20 protein-coding genes are annotated in these 19,455 nt (G+C 70.0%); 6 read left to right on the top strand and 14 right to left on the bottom strand.

Annotated elements, in window-relative coordinates:
• Positions 1-26 precede the first annotated feature (26 nt).
• Positions 27-1,424 carry an LVIVD repeat-containing protein gene (locus tag DDV73_RS00100; protein WP_161962241.1) on the bottom strand — a complete coding sequence of 466 codons (1,398 nt, stop codon included), beginning with the start codon at positions 1,422-1,424 and terminating at the stop codon, positions 27-29.
• A gap of 150 nt (positions 1,425-1,574) precedes the next feature.
• On the bottom strand, positions 1,575-2,204 hold the full coding sequence (locus DDV73_RS00095; RefSeq protein WP_154402540.1) for a hypothetical protein: 630 nt from the start codon (positions 2,202-2,204) through the stop codon (positions 1,575-1,577).
• 128 nt (positions 2,205-2,332) lie between these two features.
• Between DDV73_RS00095 and DDV73_RS00090 the strand changes: the two genes are divergently transcribed.
• Positions 2,333-2,935 carry a TetR/AcrR family transcriptional regulator gene (locus tag DDV73_RS00090; RefSeq protein ID WP_161962240.1) on the top strand — a complete coding sequence of 201 codons (603 nt, stop codon included), beginning with the start codon at positions 2,333-2,335 and terminating at the stop codon, positions 2,933-2,935.
• A 72-nt stretch (positions 2,936-3,007) separates the two neighbouring features.
• On the top strand, positions 3,008-5,338 hold the full coding sequence (locus tag DDV73_RS00085; RefSeq protein WP_109505213.1) for an MMPL family transporter: 2,331 nt from the start codon (positions 3,008-3,010) through the stop codon (positions 5,336-5,338).
• Positions 5,339-5,438: 100 nt separating this feature from the next.
• On the opposite strand, the gene DDV73_RS00080 is transcribed toward DDV73_RS00085, so the two are convergent.
• Positions 5,439-5,828, bottom strand: a complete 390-nt coding sequence (locus DDV73_RS00080; protein WP_109505441.1) for a PPOX class F420-dependent oxidoreductase — start codon at positions 5,826-5,828, stop codon at positions 5,439-5,441.
• Positions 5,829-5,950: 122 nt separating this feature from the next.
• Here DDV73_RS00080 and DDV73_RS00075 point away from each other — a divergent pair, with 122 nt between their 5' ends.
• A complete protein-coding gene (locus tag DDV73_RS00075; protein WP_109505212.1) occupies positions 5,951-6,814 on the top strand; it encodes an alpha/beta fold hydrolase in 864 nt (287 codons plus the stop codon).
• Here DDV73_RS00075 and DDV73_RS00070 read toward each other — a convergent pair.
• Positions 6,792-8,255 carry a cytochrome P450 gene (locus tag DDV73_RS00070; RefSeq protein WP_109505211.1) on the bottom strand — a complete coding sequence of 488 codons (1,464 nt, stop codon included), beginning with the start codon at positions 8,253-8,255 and terminating at the stop codon, positions 6,792-6,794. The genes DDV73_RS00075 and DDV73_RS00070 overlap by 23 nt on opposite strands.
• Before the next feature lie 88 nt (positions 8,256-8,343).
• Between DDV73_RS00070 and DDV73_RS00065 the strand changes: the two genes are divergently transcribed.
• The gene (locus DDV73_RS00065; RefSeq protein ID WP_206050622.1) at positions 8,344-8,958 is read left to right on the top strand and encodes a TetR/AcrR family transcriptional regulator; all 615 of its coding nucleotides are present in this window, start codon (positions 8,344-8,346) and stop codon (positions 8,956-8,958) included.
• On the opposite strand, the gene DDV73_RS00060 is transcribed toward DDV73_RS00065, so the two are convergent.
• The 10 genes from DDV73_RS00060 to DDV73_RS00015 form a co-directional block, all read right to left on the bottom strand.
• Positions 8,955-10,457: an FAD-dependent oxidoreductase gene (locus DDV73_RS00060; protein WP_109505209.1), complete on the bottom strand. Its 1,503-nt coding sequence runs from the start codon at positions 10,455-10,457 to the stop codon at positions 8,955-8,957. The genes DDV73_RS00065 and DDV73_RS00060 overlap by 4 nt on opposite strands.
• On the bottom strand, positions 10,457-11,329 hold the full coding sequence (locus tag DDV73_RS00055; RefSeq protein WP_109505208.1) for an AurF N-oxygenase family protein: 873 nt from the start codon (positions 11,327-11,329) through the stop codon (positions 10,457-10,459). The genes DDV73_RS00060 and DDV73_RS00055 overlap by 1 nt, the downstream gene beginning before the upstream one ends.
• 73 nt (positions 11,330-11,402) lie before the next feature.
• Positions 11,403-12,479 carry an NAD(P)H-dependent amine dehydrogenase family protein gene (locus DDV73_RS00050; RefSeq protein WP_109505207.1) on the bottom strand — a complete coding sequence of 359 codons (1,077 nt, stop codon included), beginning with the start codon at positions 12,477-12,479 and terminating at the stop codon, positions 11,403-11,405.
• Between the two features lie 39 nt (positions 12,480-12,518).
• Positions 12,519-13,121, bottom strand: coding sequence for a hypothetical protein (locus DDV73_RS00045; RefSeq protein WP_109505206.1), 603 nt, complete (start codon positions 13,119-13,121; stop codon positions 12,519-12,521).
• Positions 13,122-13,275: 154 nt separating this feature from the next.
• Entirely contained in the window at positions 13,276-13,563 is a 288-nt protein-coding gene (locus tag DDV73_RS00040; RefSeq protein WP_109505205.1) for an SHOCT domain-containing protein, read from the bottom strand.
• 111 nt (positions 13,564-13,674) lie between these two features.
• Positions 13,675-14,166 (bottom strand): anthrone oxygenase family protein, encoded by a 492-nt coding sequence (locus tag DDV73_RS00035; protein ID WP_109505204.1) that lies wholly within the window; start codon positions 14,164-14,166, stop codon positions 13,675-13,677.
• Between the two features lie 89 nt (positions 14,167-14,255).
• Positions 14,256-14,507, bottom strand: coding sequence for a hypothetical protein (locus tag DDV73_RS00030; protein ID WP_109505203.1), 252 nt, complete (start codon positions 14,505-14,507; stop codon positions 14,256-14,258).
• Between the two features lie 81 nt (positions 14,508-14,588).
• Entirely contained in the window at positions 14,589-15,440 is an 852-nt protein-coding gene (locus tag DDV73_RS00025) for a crotonase/enoyl-CoA hydratase family protein (RefSeq protein ID WP_109505202.1), read from the bottom strand.
• A complete protein-coding gene (locus tag DDV73_RS00020) occupies positions 15,440-17,074 on the bottom strand; it encodes an acyl-CoA dehydrogenase family protein (protein ID WP_109505201.1) in 1,635 nt (544 codons plus the stop codon). The genes DDV73_RS00025 and DDV73_RS00020 overlap by 1 nt, the downstream gene beginning before the upstream one ends.
• A complete protein-coding gene (locus DDV73_RS00015; protein WP_109505200.1) occupies positions 17,061-17,672 on the bottom strand; it encodes a TetR family transcriptional regulator in 612 nt (203 codons plus the stop codon). The genes DDV73_RS00020 and DDV73_RS00015 overlap by 14 nt, the downstream gene beginning before the upstream one ends.
• 57 nt (positions 17,673-17,729) lie before the next feature.
• On the opposite strand from DDV73_RS00015, the gene DDV73_RS00010 reads away from it, so the two are divergent.
• Both DDV73_RS00010 and DDV73_RS00005 read left to right on the top strand, forming a co-directional pair.
• A complete protein-coding gene (locus tag DDV73_RS00010) occupies positions 17,730-18,500 on the top strand; it encodes a crotonase/enoyl-CoA hydratase family protein (protein ID WP_109505199.1) in 771 nt (256 codons plus the stop codon).
• A gap of 18 nt (positions 18,501-18,518) precedes the next feature.
• The gene (locus DDV73_RS00005; RefSeq protein ID WP_109505198.1) at positions 18,519-19,346 is read left to right on the top strand and encodes an SDR family oxidoreductase; all 828 of its coding nucleotides are present in this window, start codon (positions 18,519-18,521) and stop codon (positions 19,344-19,346) included.
• Positions 19,347-19,455: the final 109 nt, after the last annotated feature.

The raw sequence follows: 19,455 nt of genomic DNA, 5'->3' as shown, positions 1-19,455 counted from the left end.
CGGGCTCTGCCCGGGCCTCCCGTCTGTCAGTCGATCACGTGCTCCTGGGTCTGCGGGTTCAGGTACGGCAGCCGCTTGGCGGCCGCGCGCATTTTGTCGGAGAGCAGGAGTACGTCGACGCCGCGACCGGTGTCATTGGTGTAGACGAAGCCGTTGTACCAGTACGACGACCAGGTGTTGGCGCCGTGCGGGTCCTGGTGCCCAACCTCCACGGGGTTGCTGGTGTCGGTGAACTCGAACACAGTCGTACCCGCGGAGTACGCCGCCGAGACCGCGACGTACCGGCCCCGGATCGGCAGCACGTTGAAGTTGTGCATCGTGCAGCGGGCCCCGTCGCCCTGGACCCTCGGGACCTTAAAGTGGCTCTGCCACGGCTCCACGGTCGTGCCGTCCTGGTTGTCGAGGGACGCCAGATCGTAGATCCAGATCGCACCCAACGTGGACGGGTCGACAGTGCGGCACCGGGGCGACACACCGCCTCCGGCCTCGTCACCGAACAGCACCGTCTTACCGTCCCAGGTGAAAGTCGCGCTGTGGAAGAAGTCGACGTGCGGGTTCTGGATGCGCGCGATGGTCGTCGGCTGCTCCGGGTCGCTGATGTCCCAAATCTGGCCCTCGCCACGACATGCCGCGGCCGCCCGCTCGATCCCGGTGAAGACACTGATGTCGTGGCAGCCGCGGTTGCCCGCGATCCCTCGGTAGTCATTCAGCTCGAACCTCGGCTCGCTCACTACCGATGCAGCGGCGGGGTTGGCGAGCGGGACCTCCACGACCGAGATCTGGCTGTGCTGGTTGCCGGTCTTGTCGCACTGGTTGCCGTACGTCGACGGCGGGAGGTCTGCAGTCCCGGACGGGTAGGACGCCACATACAGCAGGACACGCGACGGGTCCGCCGTGTCGGGCACGACCGTGTGGGTGTGCGAGCCACAGTCGGTCGCCACTCCCCCGACGTACGCCGGGTTCGCCGGGTTGCTGATGTCGAAGATCCGGATGCCCTCGAAGCCCGCGATGGCATGACCGTCGGCGTCCACGGCGCGAGGGCTCCCGCACTCGGGGGCTGTCAACGGGGTGTCGATCGACAGGAACATCAGGTTCTTCCACACCGAGATGTCGTGCTGGGCGCCGGGGCAGCTCACGTCGCTGACGACGACCGGGCTGCCTGGCTCGGACATGTCGATCACCCGGAAGCCGTCGTAGTTGCCGGCGAAGGTGAGGTTGCCCTGGAAGGCAAGGTCGGAGTTGCGGTAGCTCCGAACCTCGCTGGTCTTGGGGGCGCTTCCAATGAGATGGAGGTTCTTGGTGTTGCTGATGGGGCTCGGGTCCCAGGTTCCACCGTGGTCGTCATGGGCCACGGCCGAGGCGCTGCCGAGCGCGAGGGTGATCGCGCCTGTGGCAACCACGAGTCGTTGCAGGTATCGATTCATGGGTCTGCCTTTCCGAAATGTCCCGCGGTCAACGGGTGCAGCGAATCCTGCTCGCTCGCCGGTGGTTTGCCAATGCCTCAGCGCTGGCATCCGGAACATGAGTCGTCCCCTGAGGGGAGCCTCATGCGCTCGCTCAGGGGACGACCTGTGTCACTGGAAGACGCGACGCAGCGACATCGTGTCGAGGACCAGGCCGGCGGTGCCAGGCGTGGTCGCCTGGAAGCACACGTGGTAGTTGTCGGTGACCGGCGAGGTGAAGTAGGTGAGCGAGGACTTCCAGCCGGGGTCGGCCTGGGTCTTGCCGGTGACGTCGTACGACAGGTTCTTGGTCACCATGTAGGTGTTGTTGTAGTTCGCGGTGACCAGGACGCCCTTGACCGCCGGCCCGAAGCTGCCACCGTGGTGCGGGTTGCCGGAGTAGCGGAAGTACAGCCGGTACTTCGCGCCCCTGGTCAGCACCAGCTTGTGGCAGATGCCGCCCTTCGAGGTGCCGTTGAGGTCGAGCGACTGCTCGCCCCAGGCCGTGTTCAGGCGGGTGCCGTTGATGACGTCGACGTTGCCCTTCGCCTCCGACTTGACCAGCCAGCCGCCCACGCTTGAACCGTGGTTGTAGATCTTGAAGGAGTTGGCGGCGATCTGAGGGTTCTCGAAGCTGGGGTTCGGGAAGAGGTTCGGCCCCGGCGGCGAGACTGGGACGGCGGCCGAGCCACCTGCGGCGGTGAGTACGACGGTCAGGGCGCCGGCGGCGGTGGCGGCCAGGCGGGTGCGCAATCGAGGCATGGCGGTTCCTGTCTGGGATGTGGTGGGAGGGCGCATGCAAGCAGCATCTGCCCGAACCCTTCGGGAAACCTTCAGGTTGGCGGACGCCGTTTTGCACTCGTTACCACCAGAGTGCAATACTGCACTCTATGGGAAAGAGTGCACTCGAATGCGGGCATCGGGAGGCCAAGCGCTACGCGACGACGAAGCAGATCACGTCGTCGGCGCGCCTGCTGACCGAGACCCACGGGCTCGAGGGCTTCACAATGGACGACCTCGCCGCGCGCGCGGGCGTCTCTCGCCGGACGCTGTTCAACTACTTCCCCAGCAAGATCGACGCCGTTCTCGGCGTACACCCCGACCTCGATCCGGACCTGCTGGCCGAGTTCCACGCCGGCGGTCCCCACGGTGACCTGATCAGCGACCTCGGCGTACTCGCCGGGCAGCTGCTGGACACCAAGGACCTCTCGCGCGACGAGGTGGCTCAGATGCAGCGAGTGCTGATGAGCTCGCCGCGGCTGCTCCTCGCCTGCCACGAGAGGTTCACCCACATGACCGACGCGTTCGTCGAGGAGATCCGGACCCGCGAGGGTGCGAAGTTCGACGAGACGCGTGCCCGGGTCGCCATCCGGATGTTGGCGGCCCTGTTCGACCTCACCCTCGACCACTACGTGGCAGATGCCGACGACCGGCCGCTGTCGGAGGTGTACGCCGACAACCTGCGCATCGCGCGCGAGCTGCTGGCGCAGTAGACCCCTCCACCACCCAGACTCCGCGCCGCCGACCGTGGCGCGGGCCCACCCACAACCAGGAGTCCAAACACCATGGCAACCCTGCTCTACCGGCTTGGCAAGACCGCCTACCGCCGGTGGCCGATCTTCCTCGCGGCGTGGTTCGTGCTGTTCGCCAGCGTCGCCACCGTCGCGGGCACCATGTCCAAGCCCCTGTCGGACGACTTCTCCGTGCCGGGCATCCCGTCGCAGGAAGCGGCCGACCTCCAGTCCGAGCTGTTCCCGAACTCGAAGGACGCCTTCGACGAGGCCAACGTCAACCTCGTCGTCGCCGCACCCAAGGGCCACACGCTCTCGGAGCCGACGTACGCCAAGGCCGTCGACGCGCTGATCGCGGACCTGAACAACGCGCCGCAGATGCCGAGCGACCCCGAGCGTCCGCTGCTCAACCCGGTCGCCGCGGCACCCACCCAGGAGAAGCAGATCCTGGACATGGCCAACGAGCAGGGCACGCCGGCCGACGTCGCGCAGTCCAACGCCGACGCCCTGTCGCCGCTGTCCGAGGACGGCCGGATCGGCACCATCACCTGGGAGTTCGACGTCAAGACGGTGATGGACGTCAAGCCGGAGACCCGCGAGGCGATCGTCGAGATCATGGACGAGCACCGCACCGACGGGCTCCAGATCGAGGCCAACGGCGCCGGCATGACCAACCAGGAGCCGCCGGGCGGCGAGTCCGAGCTGATCGGCATCGGCTTCGCCCTGGTCGTGCTGCTGCTGACCTTCGGCGCGGCCGTCAGCGCCGGTATCCCGATCGTGACCGCGATGTGGGGCGTCGGGCTCGGGCTCACCGGTGTCACCGCGATGACCGCGTTTACCAACGTCAGCTCGTCGACCACGATCCTGGCCTCGATGGTCGGTCTCGCGGTCGGCATCGACTACGCGCTGTTCATCCTGGCCCGCTACCGAGCCGAGCTCGAGCACACCGATGATCGAGAGGAGGCTGCCGGCATCGCGGTCGGTACGGCGGGCTCCGCCGTGGTCTTCGCCGGCCTGACCGTGCTGATCGCGCTCTCCGCGCTGGCCGTGGTCCGGATGCCGTTCCTCACCGCGATGGGCTTCGCGGCCGCCGCGACCGTGCTGATCGCCGTACTCGTCGCGCTGACCCTGCTGCCGGCGCTGCTCGGCCTGCTCAAGTCGAAGGCGTTCGGTGGCCGGTTCCGCAAGTACCGTCCGAAGCGTGAGGCCGACGGCCGGATCGTGAACAACGGCGTCCGCTGGGCGCGGCTGGTCGGCCGGGCGCCGCTTGCCGTGGTGCTGCTGGTGGTTGTCGGGCTTGGCGCGCTCGCCGTACCCATGAAGGACCTGCACCTGGCCTTCCCGACCGACAGCACCGCGTCGCCCGACACCACTGCCCGCAAGGCGTCGGACCTGATGACCGAGGGCTTCGGCCCGGGCCGCGAGGGCCCGATGCTGGCCGTCGTCGACGCTCGGGAGGTGTCGGACACCAACCGCGGCAAGGCCATCGGCGAGTACGTCGCGTGGGTCGGCAGCCACGACGGTGTCGCCAACGCCCAGGTCGGCGGCATGAACGAGGACGAGACCGGCGCGCTGGTGATGATCACGCCCGAGACCGGGCCGGACGAGGTCGCGACCGAGGACCTGCTCGCCGAGCTGCGCGACGGCCAGGACGCCATCGAGGCGGAGACCGGGACCACGACCGGCGTGACCGGCCTGACCCCGATCACCGTCGACGTGTCGGAGCGGCTGGCCGACGCGCTGCCGCTCTACCTCGCGGTGGTCATCGGGCTGGCGTTCCTGCTGCTGATGCTCGTGTTCCGCTCGATCCTGGTCCCGCTGACCGCAACCCTCGGCTTCCTGCTGTCGGTGCTCGCGACGCTGGGCGCGACGGTCGCGATCTTCCAGGAGGGCACGTTCGGCTTCATGGACGGCCAGCCGATCGTGAGCTTCATGCCGATCATCCTGATCGGGCTCGTGTTCGGCCTCGCGATGGACTACCAGGTGTTCCTGGTGACCCGGATGCGGGAGGCGCACGTCCACGGCATGTCCACCCGCGACGCGGTCATCGACGGCTTCCGCAACAGCGCCCGGGTGGTCTCGGCCGCGGCCGTCATCATGATCTCGGTGTTCGCCGCGTTCATGCTGACCGACGACCCGGTCGGCAAGTCGATGGGCTTCGCGCTCGCCATCGCGGTCTTCTTCGACGCCTTCGTGGTGCGGATGGCGCTGATCCCGGCGCTGATGTACCTGATGGGCGAGAAGGCCTGGTGGCTGCCGACGTGGCTGGACCGGATCCTGCCGAACGTCGACGTCGAAGGTGAGAACCTGCACCGGCCGCACCTGCAGCAGCAGAAGGTCGGCGACCCGGACGATGACGAGGACCCGCGTCTGATCAAGGTCTGAGCTAACGGGGAGGTTTCCCCGGCTGGCCGGGGAAACCGGCACTGGGAGGGCGAAATATCGCCCTCCCAGTGCTCATTTCGCCCTTCCAGTCCGGCGTTGGTCAGGCGCGGAAGCCGGTGACCTTGTCGGGAGTCACCCGCACGATCACCCGGCGTACCTCCGGGGGCTCGGGCGGCGGGTCCTCGCCGAGGTACTTCTGCGACAGCCGCTGACCGAGTGCCCGGTCGGGGTCCGGCACCAGCTCGGCGGTGCCGCGGATGTCGACCGCCCGATAGGGGTTCTCGGCGTCGAAGAGGGAGACGCTGATCCGCGGGTCGCGAGCCAGGTTGCGCACCTTCTGCCGGTCCTCGCGGCTGGAGAACACGACGTCGTCGCCGTCGCGGCCGATCCAGACCACCGAGGTCTGAGGCGAGCCGTCGCGGCCGATGGTGGCCACGGTGGCGAAGTTCTTCCCGTCGAGCAGGCGGCGGGCTTCCTCGGTCAGGGGCACCGGTGTCTTCTGGGTACTGGTCACATGAGAGGAACGCCGGGCCGGGACGGCTATTCCGGACACGCCGGAAATCCGCCCTGGGTAGGACGCCCGGGAGCGCTGCCGCCCTCTACCGTGGATATATGACACGACTGATGTCTTATAGCCACGACGGCCTCGAGTTCGACGTCACCGACACCGGTCCGATCGACGGTGAGGCGGTGGTGCTGCTGCACGGCTTCCCGCAGACGGCGGCGGAGTGGGACCAGCTGTCGCCGCTGCTGCACGAGGCCGGCTACCGCACGATCGCACCCACCCAGCGCGGCTACTCGCCCGGTGCCAGGCCGCGCGGCCGGACAGCGTACCGGTCCTCGAAGCTGGTCGGCGACGTCGACGCGCTGATCCGGCGCCTCGACGCCGGCCCGGTGCACCTGGTCGGCCACGACTGGGGTGCCGCGGTCGCCTGGGCGTACGCCGCGCGGCACCCGGAGCGGCTGCGCAGCATGGCAGCGCTCTCCGTCGCCCACCCGGGCGCGTTCATGAGGTCGATGCTCAGCAGCGACCAGGCCCGCCGCTCGTGGTACTTCCTCGCCTTCCAGCCGCCGCGGCTGCCGGAGCGGCTGCTGCGCCAGCGCGGCGGCCGCAGCGACCGGCTGCTCGCCAAGACCGGGCTCGACCGGGCGGGCCTGGACCGGGTCCACGCCGAGGTGCTCGACACCGGCGCGCTCACCGGGGCGCTCAACTGGTACCGGGCGATGCCGTTCGCCAGCCCCAGCGACCTGCGGCTCAAGGTGACCGTCCCGACCACGCTGATCTGGAGCGACGCCGACGCCGCGCTCGGGCGCCGCGGCTGCGAGCTGACCGAGCGGTACGTCGACGCGCCGTACTCGTTCCACGAGCTGCCCGGGGTCAGCCACTGGATTCCCGAGCAGGCGCCCGAGCAGACCGCCGAGATCCTGCTGAGGTTCTGGACCGACGCGGAGGTCAGCTCGCCGGCTGCCCGGTGAAGGGGCACACCGCGGGCGCCTCGTCCTCGGCCTCGATCGGGGCCTCGGCGGCTCCCGGCGTACGCCGGGTCACGGTGAGCTCGAACCCCTTCGGCACCAGCGTCAGCCGCTCGCTGACCTTGAGCCGGTACGACGGGTCGCCGGCGAGGTCGTAGCGGTGCAGCAGCCGGGCCAGCACCAGCACCGCCTCGTGCAGCGCGAACTGGCGGCCGATGCAGGCGCGCTCCCCGGTGCCGAACGGCCGGTTCGACGCCCCGCCGAGCTTGGGCCGCGGCCGCTCCGGGTCGAACTGGTCCGCGGTCGGACCCCACACCTCGGGGTCCCGGTGGACAGCTGGCAGCATCATGATCGCGGTGTCCTCGGGCGTCATCGTGTGCCCGGTGCTGAGCACAGTGGTCTCGCGGGGTCCGCGACCGTAGCCCGGCGCGGTCGGCCACAGCCGCAGCGCCTCGTCGAGGACCTTGCGCAGGTAACGGAAGCGCGCGACCTGGTCGTATGTCGGCTCGGCGTCCGGGTCACTGCCGAGGATCGCGTCGGTCTCCGCCTGTGCCTTCCGCAGCACCTCGGGGTTGCGCGAGAGGTAGTAGAGCGCGAACGACAGCGCGCCCGAGGTGGTCTCGTGGCCGGCCACCAGGAAGGTCAGCACCTGGTAGCGGATGTTCACGTCGCTCAGCCGCTCCCCGGTCTCCGGGTGGGCGTCGTCCAGCATGATGCCGAGCAGGTCGTGCCGGTGCGCGTCACCGGCCGCCCGCCGCCGCGCGATGACGTCGTCGACGAACCGCTCGGCGTACCCGATCTGGTCGGCCACCTTCCGCTCGAGCCGACGGCGGAGCAGGCGACCGACGCCGGGCAGCGCCGTGGTGCCGGCCATCCGCTGGCCGGTGGTCAGCGCGGCCAGCATGGCGCCGACCATCGGGTGCTGCTCGTCGCGCTCGAACGAGCCGAAATCTTGGCCGAACGAGGTCCGGCCGATGGTCTCCAGCGTCAGCCGGGTCATGTCGGCGGTGACGTCGACCGGACCGGGCGCGCGGTCCCACTTGTCGATCAGCTCCGACGCGGCTCCCAGCATCACCGGGTGGTAGCTCTGCATCGCGGCCTTGGTGAACGCCGGCGCGAGCAGGTCGTGGGCCAGTTGCCAGTTGGGCTCGTCGGAGTACGCCGTGAACAGGCCGTCGCCGGCGAACGAGCGGAGGGCCAGGATCCCGGGCGGCAGCGACTTGCGGAACCTGGTCTCGTCGTTGAACTCGCGGGCGAGCTCGGCGCCGGTGACGAAGACGAAGCGCTGGCCGAGGATGTCGATCTCGACCAGTGGTCCCAGGCCCTCGGTGAGGCGCAGGATGCTCTGCACGACCGCCCGGCGGTCGAGCTGGAACACATGGCCGAAGACCGGGCGCCGGCCCTCGGGGGTCGGCAGTCGCTGCCCCGACCAGGTGTTGGCCATCGTCGCTCCTCGTGGCTGGGCTCTTACTAGAAGTCAGTTCAGTTAGCCTGCTCCACCTACTGAACCAATGTCAAGTAGCATGCCGCCCATGGCCCGTACCCGCCTCTCTCCCGACCAGCGGCGCGGACAGCTGCTCGATCTCGGGGCGGAGCTGTTCGCGGACGAGCCCTACGAGCAGGTGCACATCGAGCGGGTGGCCGAGATGGCCGGCGTTTCCCGCGGGCTGCTGTACCACTACTTCCCGACCAAGCGGGTCTTCTTCGCCTCACTGGTGGAGCGGGCGCTGGACTCGATGCTTGCGGCCACTGCACCCGATCCGGCCCTGACCCCGATCGAGCAGCTCAGGCACGGCATCGACGCCTACCTGCGGCACTTCCAGCAGGACCAGCACGGCATGCGCGCGATCATGCGCGCGGCCGTCGGGGGCGACCAGCACGTGCTCGACCTGATCGAGCGCAACCAGCACGCCCAGGAGGAGCGGATCCTTGCCGTGCTGGTGCCGTCGGGTACGCCGAGCGCGCTGCTGGTGATCACGATCCGGGCCTGGCAGATGTTCAACCGGACCGCCTGCCTGGAGTGGCTCGACCAGCCCGACGTTCCGCGCGAGGAGGTCCGCGAGCTCTGCGTGAAGGCGCTGGTCTCCGCCCTGATCTCGCTGCCGACCGACGCGATACCGGTGGACCTGGAGAAGCTGCTCTCCTAAGTGCGGCTCGCGCGTCGGGCCAGCCGGCGGAACGAGCGCGGGCTGCCACTGGGCGCCGGCAGCCGCCCGGCCACGGCGTCGGCGAGCAGGGTGCCGACGGTCTCCTCGGCGCAGCCGCGGTTGGCCCCGATCCCGCCGGACGGGCCGCGCTTGATCCAGCCGACGACGTACGTCGCGTCGCAGCCGTGCACCCGGCCGGCGTCGTGCGGGACGGTACCGGTGGCCTCGTCGAACGGCAGGTCGGCGACGGGCCGGCCGCGGTAGCCGATGGCCCGGATCACCAGGCCCGCCGGGAGCTCCTGACCACCGCTGACCTGGACCGCGCGGACCTCCTGGTCACCCGCGATCGCCTCGGGGGCGGAGTTGAAGCGGAGCACGATCCGGCGGCCGGGCGGTGGCGCGGCGTCGTACTCGATCCGCTCGCGTCGTACGCCTTGCAGGACGGCAGCCTTATCGCCGCGGAAGGCGGCATCGATGGTGCCACCGACCGCCGGGTCATGATCATCGACGACCAGGTCGACGCCGTCGAGGTGCTTGAGCGCGCGCAGCTCCGAGGTCGTATACGCCGCGCAGTCCGGGCCGCGGCGGCCGAGCAGCACCACCTCGCGCACCTTGCTGGCGCGCAGCGCCTCGAGCGCGTGCGGCGCGATCGAGGTGCCCTCGAGAGTGGCGGGGTCGGCGGCGAGGATCCGGGCCACGTCGACCGCGACGTTGCCGTTGCCGACCACGACCACCCGCTCGGCGGAGAGCTCGAAGGCGTCGGGAGCGAGGTCGGGGTGGCCGTTGTACCAGGCCACGAACCGGGTCGCGGCGACGCTGCCGACGAGGTCCTCGCCTTCGATCCCGAGCCGCCTGTCGGTCGAGGCGCCGACGGCGTAGATGACCGCGTCGTGGTGGGCGGCCAGCTCCTCATGGCTGAGGTTGCGACCGACCTCGACGCCGGTGTGCAGCCGGGAGCGCGGGTGGTCGAGCAGCCGGGCGAAGGACTCGCCGACCTTCTTGGTCGACGGGTGGTCCGGCGCGACACCCCACTTCACCAGGCCGCCGGGGACGTCCAGTCGCTCGACCAGCGTGACCTCGGCGGGGGTGTTCAGCAGCAGGTCCTCCGCGGCGTACATCGCGGCGGGACCGGTGCCGACGATCGCGACCCGCAGCGCCTTGAAGTCCGAGGGCAGCACTCGGTCGAAGGTCGGCGCCTCCCACTCGTGGAACAGCGGCGCCGGTTCCGTGACCGGCGTCGGGTCGACCTGCTCAAAGTAGGCCGCGTTGATCTCGGCGTACTCCTTCATCGGACCCATCAGAGACTCGACCGGGAAGATCGCGTCCACCGGGCAGGCGTCGGCGCAGGCGCCGCAGTCGATGCAGGACTTCGGGTCGACGTACAGCATCTCGGTGGAGCCGAACGCCCGCTCCTCCGGCGTCGGGTGGATGCAGTTGACCGGGCAGACCGACACGCATGTGGCGTCACTGCAGCAGGTCTGGGTGATCGCGAAGGCCATCAGAGCAGGTTGGTGCGTTGGTAGAAGAACCGCGCCGGCCTGGTGAGCAGTCCGACCGAGCCGAGGAACTCCATCAGCCCGGCACAGCTGGACCGCATCGTCGACTTGTGGTGCTGGTTCGCCCTGGCCTCCCGCGTCGCCCGCCTCACGTCCAGGCCGGCGTGCTTGTAGACCTGCTTGCTGAACATGCTGCTGACGATGAAGAACGACGCGATCGAGACGACCAGCGCGCTGATCTGACGGCGTACCCAGCCGGCGCCTGCGAGGTGCTGGCGGACCTCCTCGCGGGCGAACTTCATGTGCCGCGACTCCTCGACGACGTGGATGTTGTTGATGGTGCGCACGAACGGCACCACCCGCTCGTCGCGCATCCAGTCGCGCTGCATCACGTCGAGGACCTCCTCGGCGACCAGGATCGCGGCGTACGCCGCCTCGCCGAAGGCGATCGACTTGAAGGCGCGGCCGAGCTCGACCACGAAGCGATGCGGGCGGTACGCCGGGGCGCCGAGCTTGGCGGCTCCACGGGCGAACATGATCGAGTGCCGGCACTCGTCGGCGATCTCGGTGAGCGCCCACTGGAAGCCGGCGTCGGTCGGATCCTTGGCGTAGAAGTCGCGCAGCATCATCTGCTGCAGGATCATCTCGAACCAGATGCCAGTGCTGGCCACGCACGCGGCCTCCTGGCGGGTGAGCTCCTTGCGCTGCTCCTCGGTCAGCTCCGACCAGTACGCCGTGCCGTACAGCGAGCACCACTCGGGGCTCATGCCGTGGAAGTCCTTGTCGAGCGGGGTGTCCCAGTCCACCTCGACGACGGGGTCGTAGGAGAGCTGCTCGGAGGAGTCGAGGAGCCGCTCGGCGGTGCTCGTGGCCATGGGCAGGATGCCTCTCTCGTAGCAATGCGACATCCTTGATGTTACATAGTTGATGTCACATACGGAAGAGGGGTCAGCGAGCCACCAGGCCGCGGCCGGTGACCAGGGGCAGGTCGAGGGCGGTGACCAGCCCGGCTGGCGCGGCGCAGACGGCTTCGACGGAGTTGACCAGGCGCATCGCGGTCACCAGCATCCCCGAGTCGTTGTGGTCGCCGTGCTCGCCGTGGTGGGTGAGGTCGAGCTTCAGGTACGGGTCGCCGGTGATCTCCACGCGGTAGATGCCGTCACCCTCGAGCGGGCGCGGCCACTCCGGCATCATCTCGGGGTGGTTGCGGGTAACGTGCTCCAGCACCACCCGCGGCGTGCCGTCGACGGTGCCGGCGAGGGTGAACCGGACACCGGCGCGAGTGCCCTTCGGGATATGGCCGGACACGGTGTCGATGTCGGCGTCGTGCACGCCGTGCTCGACGGTCTCGACCAGCTCGTCGTCCAGGGTCAGGCACAGCCCCGCGGCGATGATCCGGACCACCGAGCCCCAGGCCAGGCCGAGGATCCCCGGCTGGAACAGCATCGGGACCTCGTCCACGGGCTTGCCGAAGCCGAAGATCTCACCGTTGACGACGGGTTGGTAGTACGTCGAGTAGTCGGCGATCTCGGAGACCCGGACCTCGTCGATCCGGTGGGACAGGCTGGTCAGCACGAGTGGCAGCAGGTCGTTGGCGAAGCCCGGGTCGATGCCGTTGACGTGCAAGCTGGCCTGACCGCGCTCGCCGGCAGCCTCGATCTCGGCGACCTGCTCGGGGCTGAGCACGCCTTGCGGGTACTGCAGGAACACCGGGCCGCTGGACACCACGTTGATCCCGGCCTCCAGGAACGACAGCAGGTCCGCGAACGCCTCGAAGGGCCGGTCGTCGGACATCGCGGTGTGCACGATGCAGTCCGGCTTCAGCGCCAGCAGCGCGTCCTTGTCGGTGGTGGCGGTCAGGCCGAGCTCGCGGCCGAGGTCGGCCAGCACGCCGACGTCCTTGCCGTCCTTCTCGGAGCTGGAGACCCAGACGCCCACCAGCTCCAGCTCGGGGCGGGCCAGGATGCCGGCTACCGCCAGCCGGCCGACGGTGCCCGTGGACCATTCGACGACGCGCAACGACATGCCGAACGATAACACGTTCTAGTTTCCGGCTTGGTGCAGTCAGCCGAGCCAGCGGAGCTTGCGGACCGGCGGGAGCGCGGTCCACCAGCGGCCGAGGCCGAGGCTCCGACCTGCGCCGACCAGGGCCAGCGTGATCGCGCTGCCGGCGTACACGAGGTGCTTGTCGACCACCGGGTTGTGCTCCAGCGGCAGCGAGGCGACGTAGACCGCGCCCATCAGGCAGACCGTGCCCACCGCGGCCAGCCGCATCGTGATGCCCAGGATCAGCGAGGTGCCGACCAGGGCCATGCCGACCATGTACGCCCAGTCGACCCAGGCCTGTCCGGCCAGCGGTCTGAACAGCTCGCCGAAGATGCCGTCGCGGCTGGAGAGGAAGGCGCTGGTCGGCGAGACGCCCTCCCGCCATGCCTGATCCCGCGGTGTCGCGTGGCCGAGGCCGAACGTCTTGTCGAGGAACGTCCACAGGAAGACGAACCCGAGCGCGATCCTGGTCAGGCCGATCAGGCCCTGGCTGAACAGGCGGGAGGGTACGGCGCCGGCATGTGCGCCAGCGCGTGCGCCGTGGTGGGTGCTGTGGTGGGTGCCGGCAGGTGCGCCGACCGTGGCGGGGGCCGCGGCCGGCGCAGCCGAAGTGACGGTCATCGGTGTCCTCCGAGTAGGTCAACAACTCAATAGACCTACCCAATCGGATTCGGACAAATGGTGTCTATCGCCCACAAGGGATTGTTGGTGAATATCTCGATCCGACCAGGGAAAAGGCGAGCCCGAGGCCCGCTTTCCGGACCCCGGGCTCGGCTCACTTCCGGTCGCGCAGGACGGCGCGACGCGCGGCGTACTCGTCGGCGTCGATCTCGCCCGCGGCGAACCGCTGGGCCAGTGCCGCCTCGCCGGCGCGGGTGCCGCTGCGGCTGACGTAGCGCCAGGCGACGTACGCCAGGGTGCCGAAGACCAGCAGCCAGAAGATCGGGAAGATGACGAAGACCGGTCCGGGCGGGCCGTCCCAGTCGTCGTCGTGATGGTCGTACGGCGCGACGGTGGCGGCCGTGACCGCCTCGGTCGCCGTTGCAGGCAGAGTGCTGTACATCTCGGATCTCCTTCTCGGGTTGACTCTTGCCTCAAGCGTGGTCGTCAGCACCCGTCCGGACATCCGCTGCGCGGCGTAACTCGGCGTACGCCGCGCGGCGTAGGTTCGCGGTCAGCCCGTGGCGCGACCGAGCAGGACCAAGGCCCACGCGAGGCAGGCGAAGGTGGCGCCCGTGGTCACCACACGGACCCAGTTCCAGGCCTGCCACCAGCCCTCGCGGAAGTCCGCACGTACCTGGGCGACGTCGATCTTGTCGGGGTCGCCGGCCGCCTTGATCGCGTCGTTGAGCGGCACGTTGACAGCACCGGTCATCAGGATCGTGGCGATCATCAGGACCAGCGCGGCCACCAGCCACCAGACGACCGGCGTACTGCGGTCGACCGCGATCGCGCCGATCACCAGCAGCGGCGTACCGAACAGGATCAGCATCGTGTGCCAGTTGATGACCGCCCGGTCCAGCGCCTGGAAGGCGCCCACGAACGTCTTGTCGTCGGTCGAGGTCAGACCCGGCATCACGGTGCTGGCGTAGGTGGTGAACAGGCCGGCGGCGTAGCCGGAGCAGATGGTGGCGAGCAGGAGAAGCGCGGTGCGCGTGGTGGTCATAGCCCTATCCCAGCGGACCTGGGTCCTCCTCCGCCATCGCTATTGCGATCGAGGGCATGCGCCTGCGTCTCACTGGGGTTGGATCCGGCTCAGGCGCGGTGGCAGCAGGACGGCGGGCCGGCGAGGAAGAAGGTGCGGAGGACCGAGAGCCGGCGGGCGAGGCCGTCGCGGACGTCGGCCGGCAGTACGGCGAACTCGGTGAGCCGGAGCGGCGCGGCGGCGACCGGGATGGCGTCGGCGACGAAGCTGGCGGCGGGAGAGGCGAGGACCGCCGCGACGGTCACCAGCGTCAGGCTGGCGGCCCAGCCTAGGAGCATGTGGAGTGCGGTGGTCTTGTCCATGCATAACAGTTCACCGCTGATCGGTGAGATCCACCATTGTCTATGATCCCGATTACATGCGCACTCGTCTCACCCGAGGAGTCACCGCGGTCGGGAGCCGTAATCGCCGAACGGGTCGTCCCGCTCGCGGACCGCCTCCCGGATGCCGATCTCGGCCGACCGTGCCACGAAGTCGTGGCCCTCTTGGGTGTGCCGGGCGACGCCGTCGAAGAGGATGCCGAGGGTGCGGGCCGAGGCGATGCCCATGTTCTCGGCGGGCTGGTTGCACATCAGCTTCAGCATCTGCAGCTGGTTGCCCGGGACCTGGGCCATGCGCTTCGCGAACGCCATCGCGTGCTCGGTCAGCTGGTCGTCCGGCACCGTCTCCAGGATCAGCCCGATCCGCGCCGCCTCCGGGGCCGGGATCTCGTCACCGGTGAGCAGGTAGCGCTTGGCCTTCTCGAAGCCGAGCCGGTAGACCCACATCGCGGTCGTCGGCGTGCCCCATACCCGCGACGGCGGGTAGCCGAATCTCGCGCCCTCGCCGGCGATGATGATGTCGGAGCAGAGCACCAGGTCGGTGCCGCCGGCGATGCACCAGCCCTGCACCGCCGAGATCGTCGGCTTCGCGGCGTACCAGAGCTTCATGTAGACGTCGACGAACCGCGACATCTCCCGCAGGTCCATCGCGGAGTCCCACACCCGGTCGCCGAGCAGCGCCTGCTCGGAGGCCTGCAGCTCGGTCGACCAGTCCAGGCCGTAGCCGGCGCAGAACGCCGGGCCCTCCGCGCGCAGCAGGATCACCCGGACCTCCGGGTCGGCGTCGGCCTCGTCGATCGCGGCGGCCAGCGCGTCCCGGAGCTCGATGGTGATCGTGTTGTACTCCTCGGCCCGGCACAGCACGATCGAGCGCACCCCGTCGGCGGTCTCGGTGCGCAGCGGTACGGCGCTCATCAGGCGCCTGCGTCGACGGCGGTCCGGGAGATGATCCGGCCGACATCGACGCCGGTCGGCAGGGTGCCGAACGCGACGCCCCAGTCGCCGCCCAGGCGGCTCGCGCAGAACGCGTCGGCGACGGCCGGATCGCCGTGCCGCACCAGCAGCGAGCCCTGCAGCACCAGCGCCATCTGCTCCACGACTCGGCGGGCGCGGTACTCGATGTCGTCGAGCGCGCTCAGGTCCTTCTGCACCCGCGCGACCGCGTCGTCGAGCCGGGCGTCGGCGCCGGCGGCCAGCGCCACCTCGTCGAAGAACGCACCGACGGCCTCGGGCTGGCGAGCCATCGCGCGCAGCGTGTCCAGCGCGGCGACGTTGCCCGAGCCCTCCCAGATCGAGGGCAGCGGCGCCTCGCGGTAGAGCCGCGGCAGCCCGGACTCCTCGACATACCCGTTGCCACCGAGGCACTCGAGCGCCTCGCCGGCGTGAACCGGGGCGCGCTTGCAGATCCAGTACTTCGAGACCGCGAGGCCGATCCTGCGGAACAGCACCTCGGACTCGTCACCGCGGACGGCTCGGTCGACCGCACCGGCCAGCCGGATCGCGGTGATCGCGGCCGCCTCCGCCTCGACGGCCAGGTCGGCGAGCACGTTGGTCATCAGCGGCTGCTCGACGAGCAGCTTGCCGAACGCCGAGCGGTGCCGGGTGTGGTGGCCCGCCTGGAGTACGCCGAACCACATGCCCGCGGCGGAGGCGACGGTGCAGTCGAGCCGGGTCATGTTGACCATCTCGATGATCGTCGGCACGCCTCGGCCCTCCTCGCCGACCAGCCACGCCGAGGCGCCGTCGTACTCGATCTCGGAGGAGGCGTTGGAGCGGTTGCCGAGCTTGTCCTTGAGCCGCTGCAGCCGGATCGGGTTGCGGCTGCCGTCGGGCAGCACCCGCGGCACGAAGAAGCAGGACAGCCCGCCCGGCGCCTGGGCGAGGGTCAGGAAGAAGTCCGACATCGGCGCGCTCGTGAACCACTTGTGGCCGACCAGCTCGTAGGAGCCGTCCGGCCGTGGGGTGGCCCGGGTGGTGTTGGCGCGCACGTCGGAGCCGCCCTGCTTCTCGGTCATCGACATGCCGGCGATCACCGCCTGCTTGGTGCTCGGAACGCGCAGGCCGTAGTCGTAGGTGGACGCGGTGAGCAGCGGCTCGTACGTCGCGGCCAGGTCCGGCGCGGCCCGCAGTGCCGGCACCGCGGCGTACGTCATCGAGATCGGGCACAGGTGGCCCGGATCGGCGGCGCCCCAGACGAAGAGCTTGGCGGCGCGCGCCACGTGGGCACCTCGTCGCGAGTCGGCCCAGGGCGCGGCGTGGATGCCGTGCTCGACGGCCACGGTCATCAGGTCGTGGTAGTTCGGGTGGAAGTCGACCTCGTCGACGCGGTGGCCGTAGCGGTCGTGGGTGCGCAGCACCGGCGAGTTCTTCTCGACCAGCCGGCCCCACTCCTGCACCTCGGCGGTGCCGGCCAGCCGGCCGAGCTCGTGGACCTCGTCGAGCGCCCAGCGGGCGCCTTCGCGCTCGACGGCGTCGAGCAGCACGGGGTAGTCGGCGATGTCGTGTCCTGCCAGCGGCGGGACCTGGTTGGTGACCTCATGAGTTGGCATAAGCGGGGGCTCCAATCGCTCTGAGCACAAAGGCGGTGAGGTGCGGGAGGGTGGCGGGGTCGGGGTGGGCGGTGCCGAGCGGACCGAGCAGCGCTTCGGTGCCGGCGCCGATCAGGGCGGCGGCGGTGAGCTGCGGGTCCTGGTCGGGCAGTACGCCTGCCGCGACTCCGTCGGCGATCGGCTGGGCGAAGATGTCACGGAACGCCCGCCGGAAGGCGATCCGCTCCGCCTCCACCGCCGGGTCGACCAGCTCGGCGAGCAGTGCGGCGGAGAGTCGCGGAGCCTTGATCGCCCGGCCGCCGAAGGTCTCGATCACCGCCCGCACCCGCTCCTCAGGGGTGCCCGGCGCCGCGGCCGCGGCGGCGACGGCTTCAACCTCGCGGCTCACCACGGTCCGGAAGATGAGTACGGCGAGCTCGCTCTTGCTGCTGAAGTGGCGGTAGACGGTGCCGGTCGCGACGCCGGCACGGGCCGCGACGGCGGCGATCGAGCACGCGGCGTACCCCTCCTCGGTGAGCTGTGCGATCGCCGCGGCGACGATCGTGTCCCGCTGCGCGTCGAGCCGCTCCTGGATCGCGGGGGTACGCCGGTAGGCCATGTCAAAGAGTGAACCACTGATTCACTTCTTCATACAAGAGGGCTAGCCTCGTCGTTCATGAGTGTGCGCACCGAGCACAACGGCCCAGTCACCACGGTGATCCTGGAGCGGCCCGAAGTACGCAACGCGGTCGACGGCCCGACGGCGGCCGCACTGGCCGACGCGTTCCGCGCCTTCGACGCCGACGAGACCGCCTCCGTCGCCGTGCTGTACGGCGCCGGCGGGACGTTCTGCGCGGGTGCCGATCTGCATGCCGCAGCGACCGAGCGCGGCAACCGGATCGACCCGGCCTACGACCGCGACACCGACGGTCCGATGGGACCGAGCCGGATGCGGCTGAGCAAGCCGGTGATCGCCGCCGTCGAGGGCCACGCGGTGGCCGGCGGCCTGGAGCTCGCGATCTGGTGCGACCTGCGCGTGGTCGCTGCCGACGCGGTCTTCGGGGTGTTCTGCCGGCGCTGGGGCGTGCCGCTGATCGACGGCGGCACCGTCCGGCTGCCGCGGCTGGTCGGCGCCGGCCGGGCGATGGACCTGATCCTGACCGGCCGCCCGGTCGAGGCCGAGGAGGCGCTTGCGATCGGTCTCGCCGACCGCGTGGTGGCGCCCGGCTGGGCCCGCAAGGAGGCTGAGCGGCTCGCCGCCTCGATCGCGGAGTTCCCCCAGGAGTGCATGCGCGGCGACCGCGCCGCGGCCCTCGATGCCTGGTCGCTGCCCGAGTCCGACGCGCTCGGCGTCGAGTACGAGCACGGCCTGGCGTCCCTCGCGCACGTGGCGGCCGGCCTGGAGCGCTTCCGAGCGGGCGCCGGCCGCCACGGCTCCTTCGACTGAACCCACCAGGAGGAACAGATGACAGAACAGACCCTCGCCGGACAGACGATGCTGATGTCGGGCGGCAGCCGCGGCATCGGCCTCGCCATCGCTCTTGCGGCCGCCCGACGCGGCGCCAACGTCGCGATCCTCGCCAAGACCGACCAGCCCGACCCGCGGCTGCCCGGCACCGTGCACACCGCGGCCGCCGAGATCACCGACGCCGGCGGCCAGGCGCTCGCGGTCGTCGGTGACGTCCGCGACGAGGAGTCGGTGGACCGCGCCGTGGCGCAGACGGTCGAGCGGTTCGGCGGCATCGACATCGTCGTCAACAACGCCTCCGCGATCGCCCTGGCCGGCACCGAGCACCTCCCGGTCAAGCGCTTCGACCTGATGACCCAGATCCAGCTGCGCGGCACCTACCTGCTCACCAGCAAGTCGCTCCCGCACCTGCGCAAGTCCGCCAACGCGCACATCCTGAGCCTGTCGCCGCCGCTCAACCTGTCGCCGCAGTGGCTCGGCGCGCACCCGGCGTACACGCTGGCCAAGTACGGCATGTCGCTGCTGACTCTCGGCTGGGCGGCGGAGTACGCCGATGCCGGCATCGCCGCCAACTGCCTCTGGCCGGAGTCCTTGATCGCAACCGCCGCCGTCCAGAACCTGCTCGGCGGCGACGAGGCGGTGTCCAAGGCCCGCTCACCCGAGATCGTGGCCGATGCCGCGATGGCGATCCTGACCCGGCCGGCGAGCGAGCTCACCGGACAGGCGCTGATCGACGTCGACGTGCTCCGTGAGGCCGGCGTCACCGACCTCACGCCGTACGGCGGCGACGACATCCAGCTCGACCTCTTCATCGACCCGCGCTGACGGCCAAATTCACTAGGTGGGTCACATCGGTGAGTGCAACATCCTGCTCCTGATGGGTGTGTCGCATGGCTGGTCCGGTGTTCTCGTGGCGGATGGTGCCGTCTGTGTT

It is taken from the genome of Nocardioides speluncae, assembly GCF_003121585.1.
GTDB lineage: Bacteria > Actinomycetota > Actinomycetes > Propionibacteriales > Nocardioidaceae > Nocardioides > Nocardioides speluncae.
The sequence above is the reverse complement of the archived record's forward strand: the minus strand, read 5'-3'. Positions and strand labels throughout refer to the sequence as shown.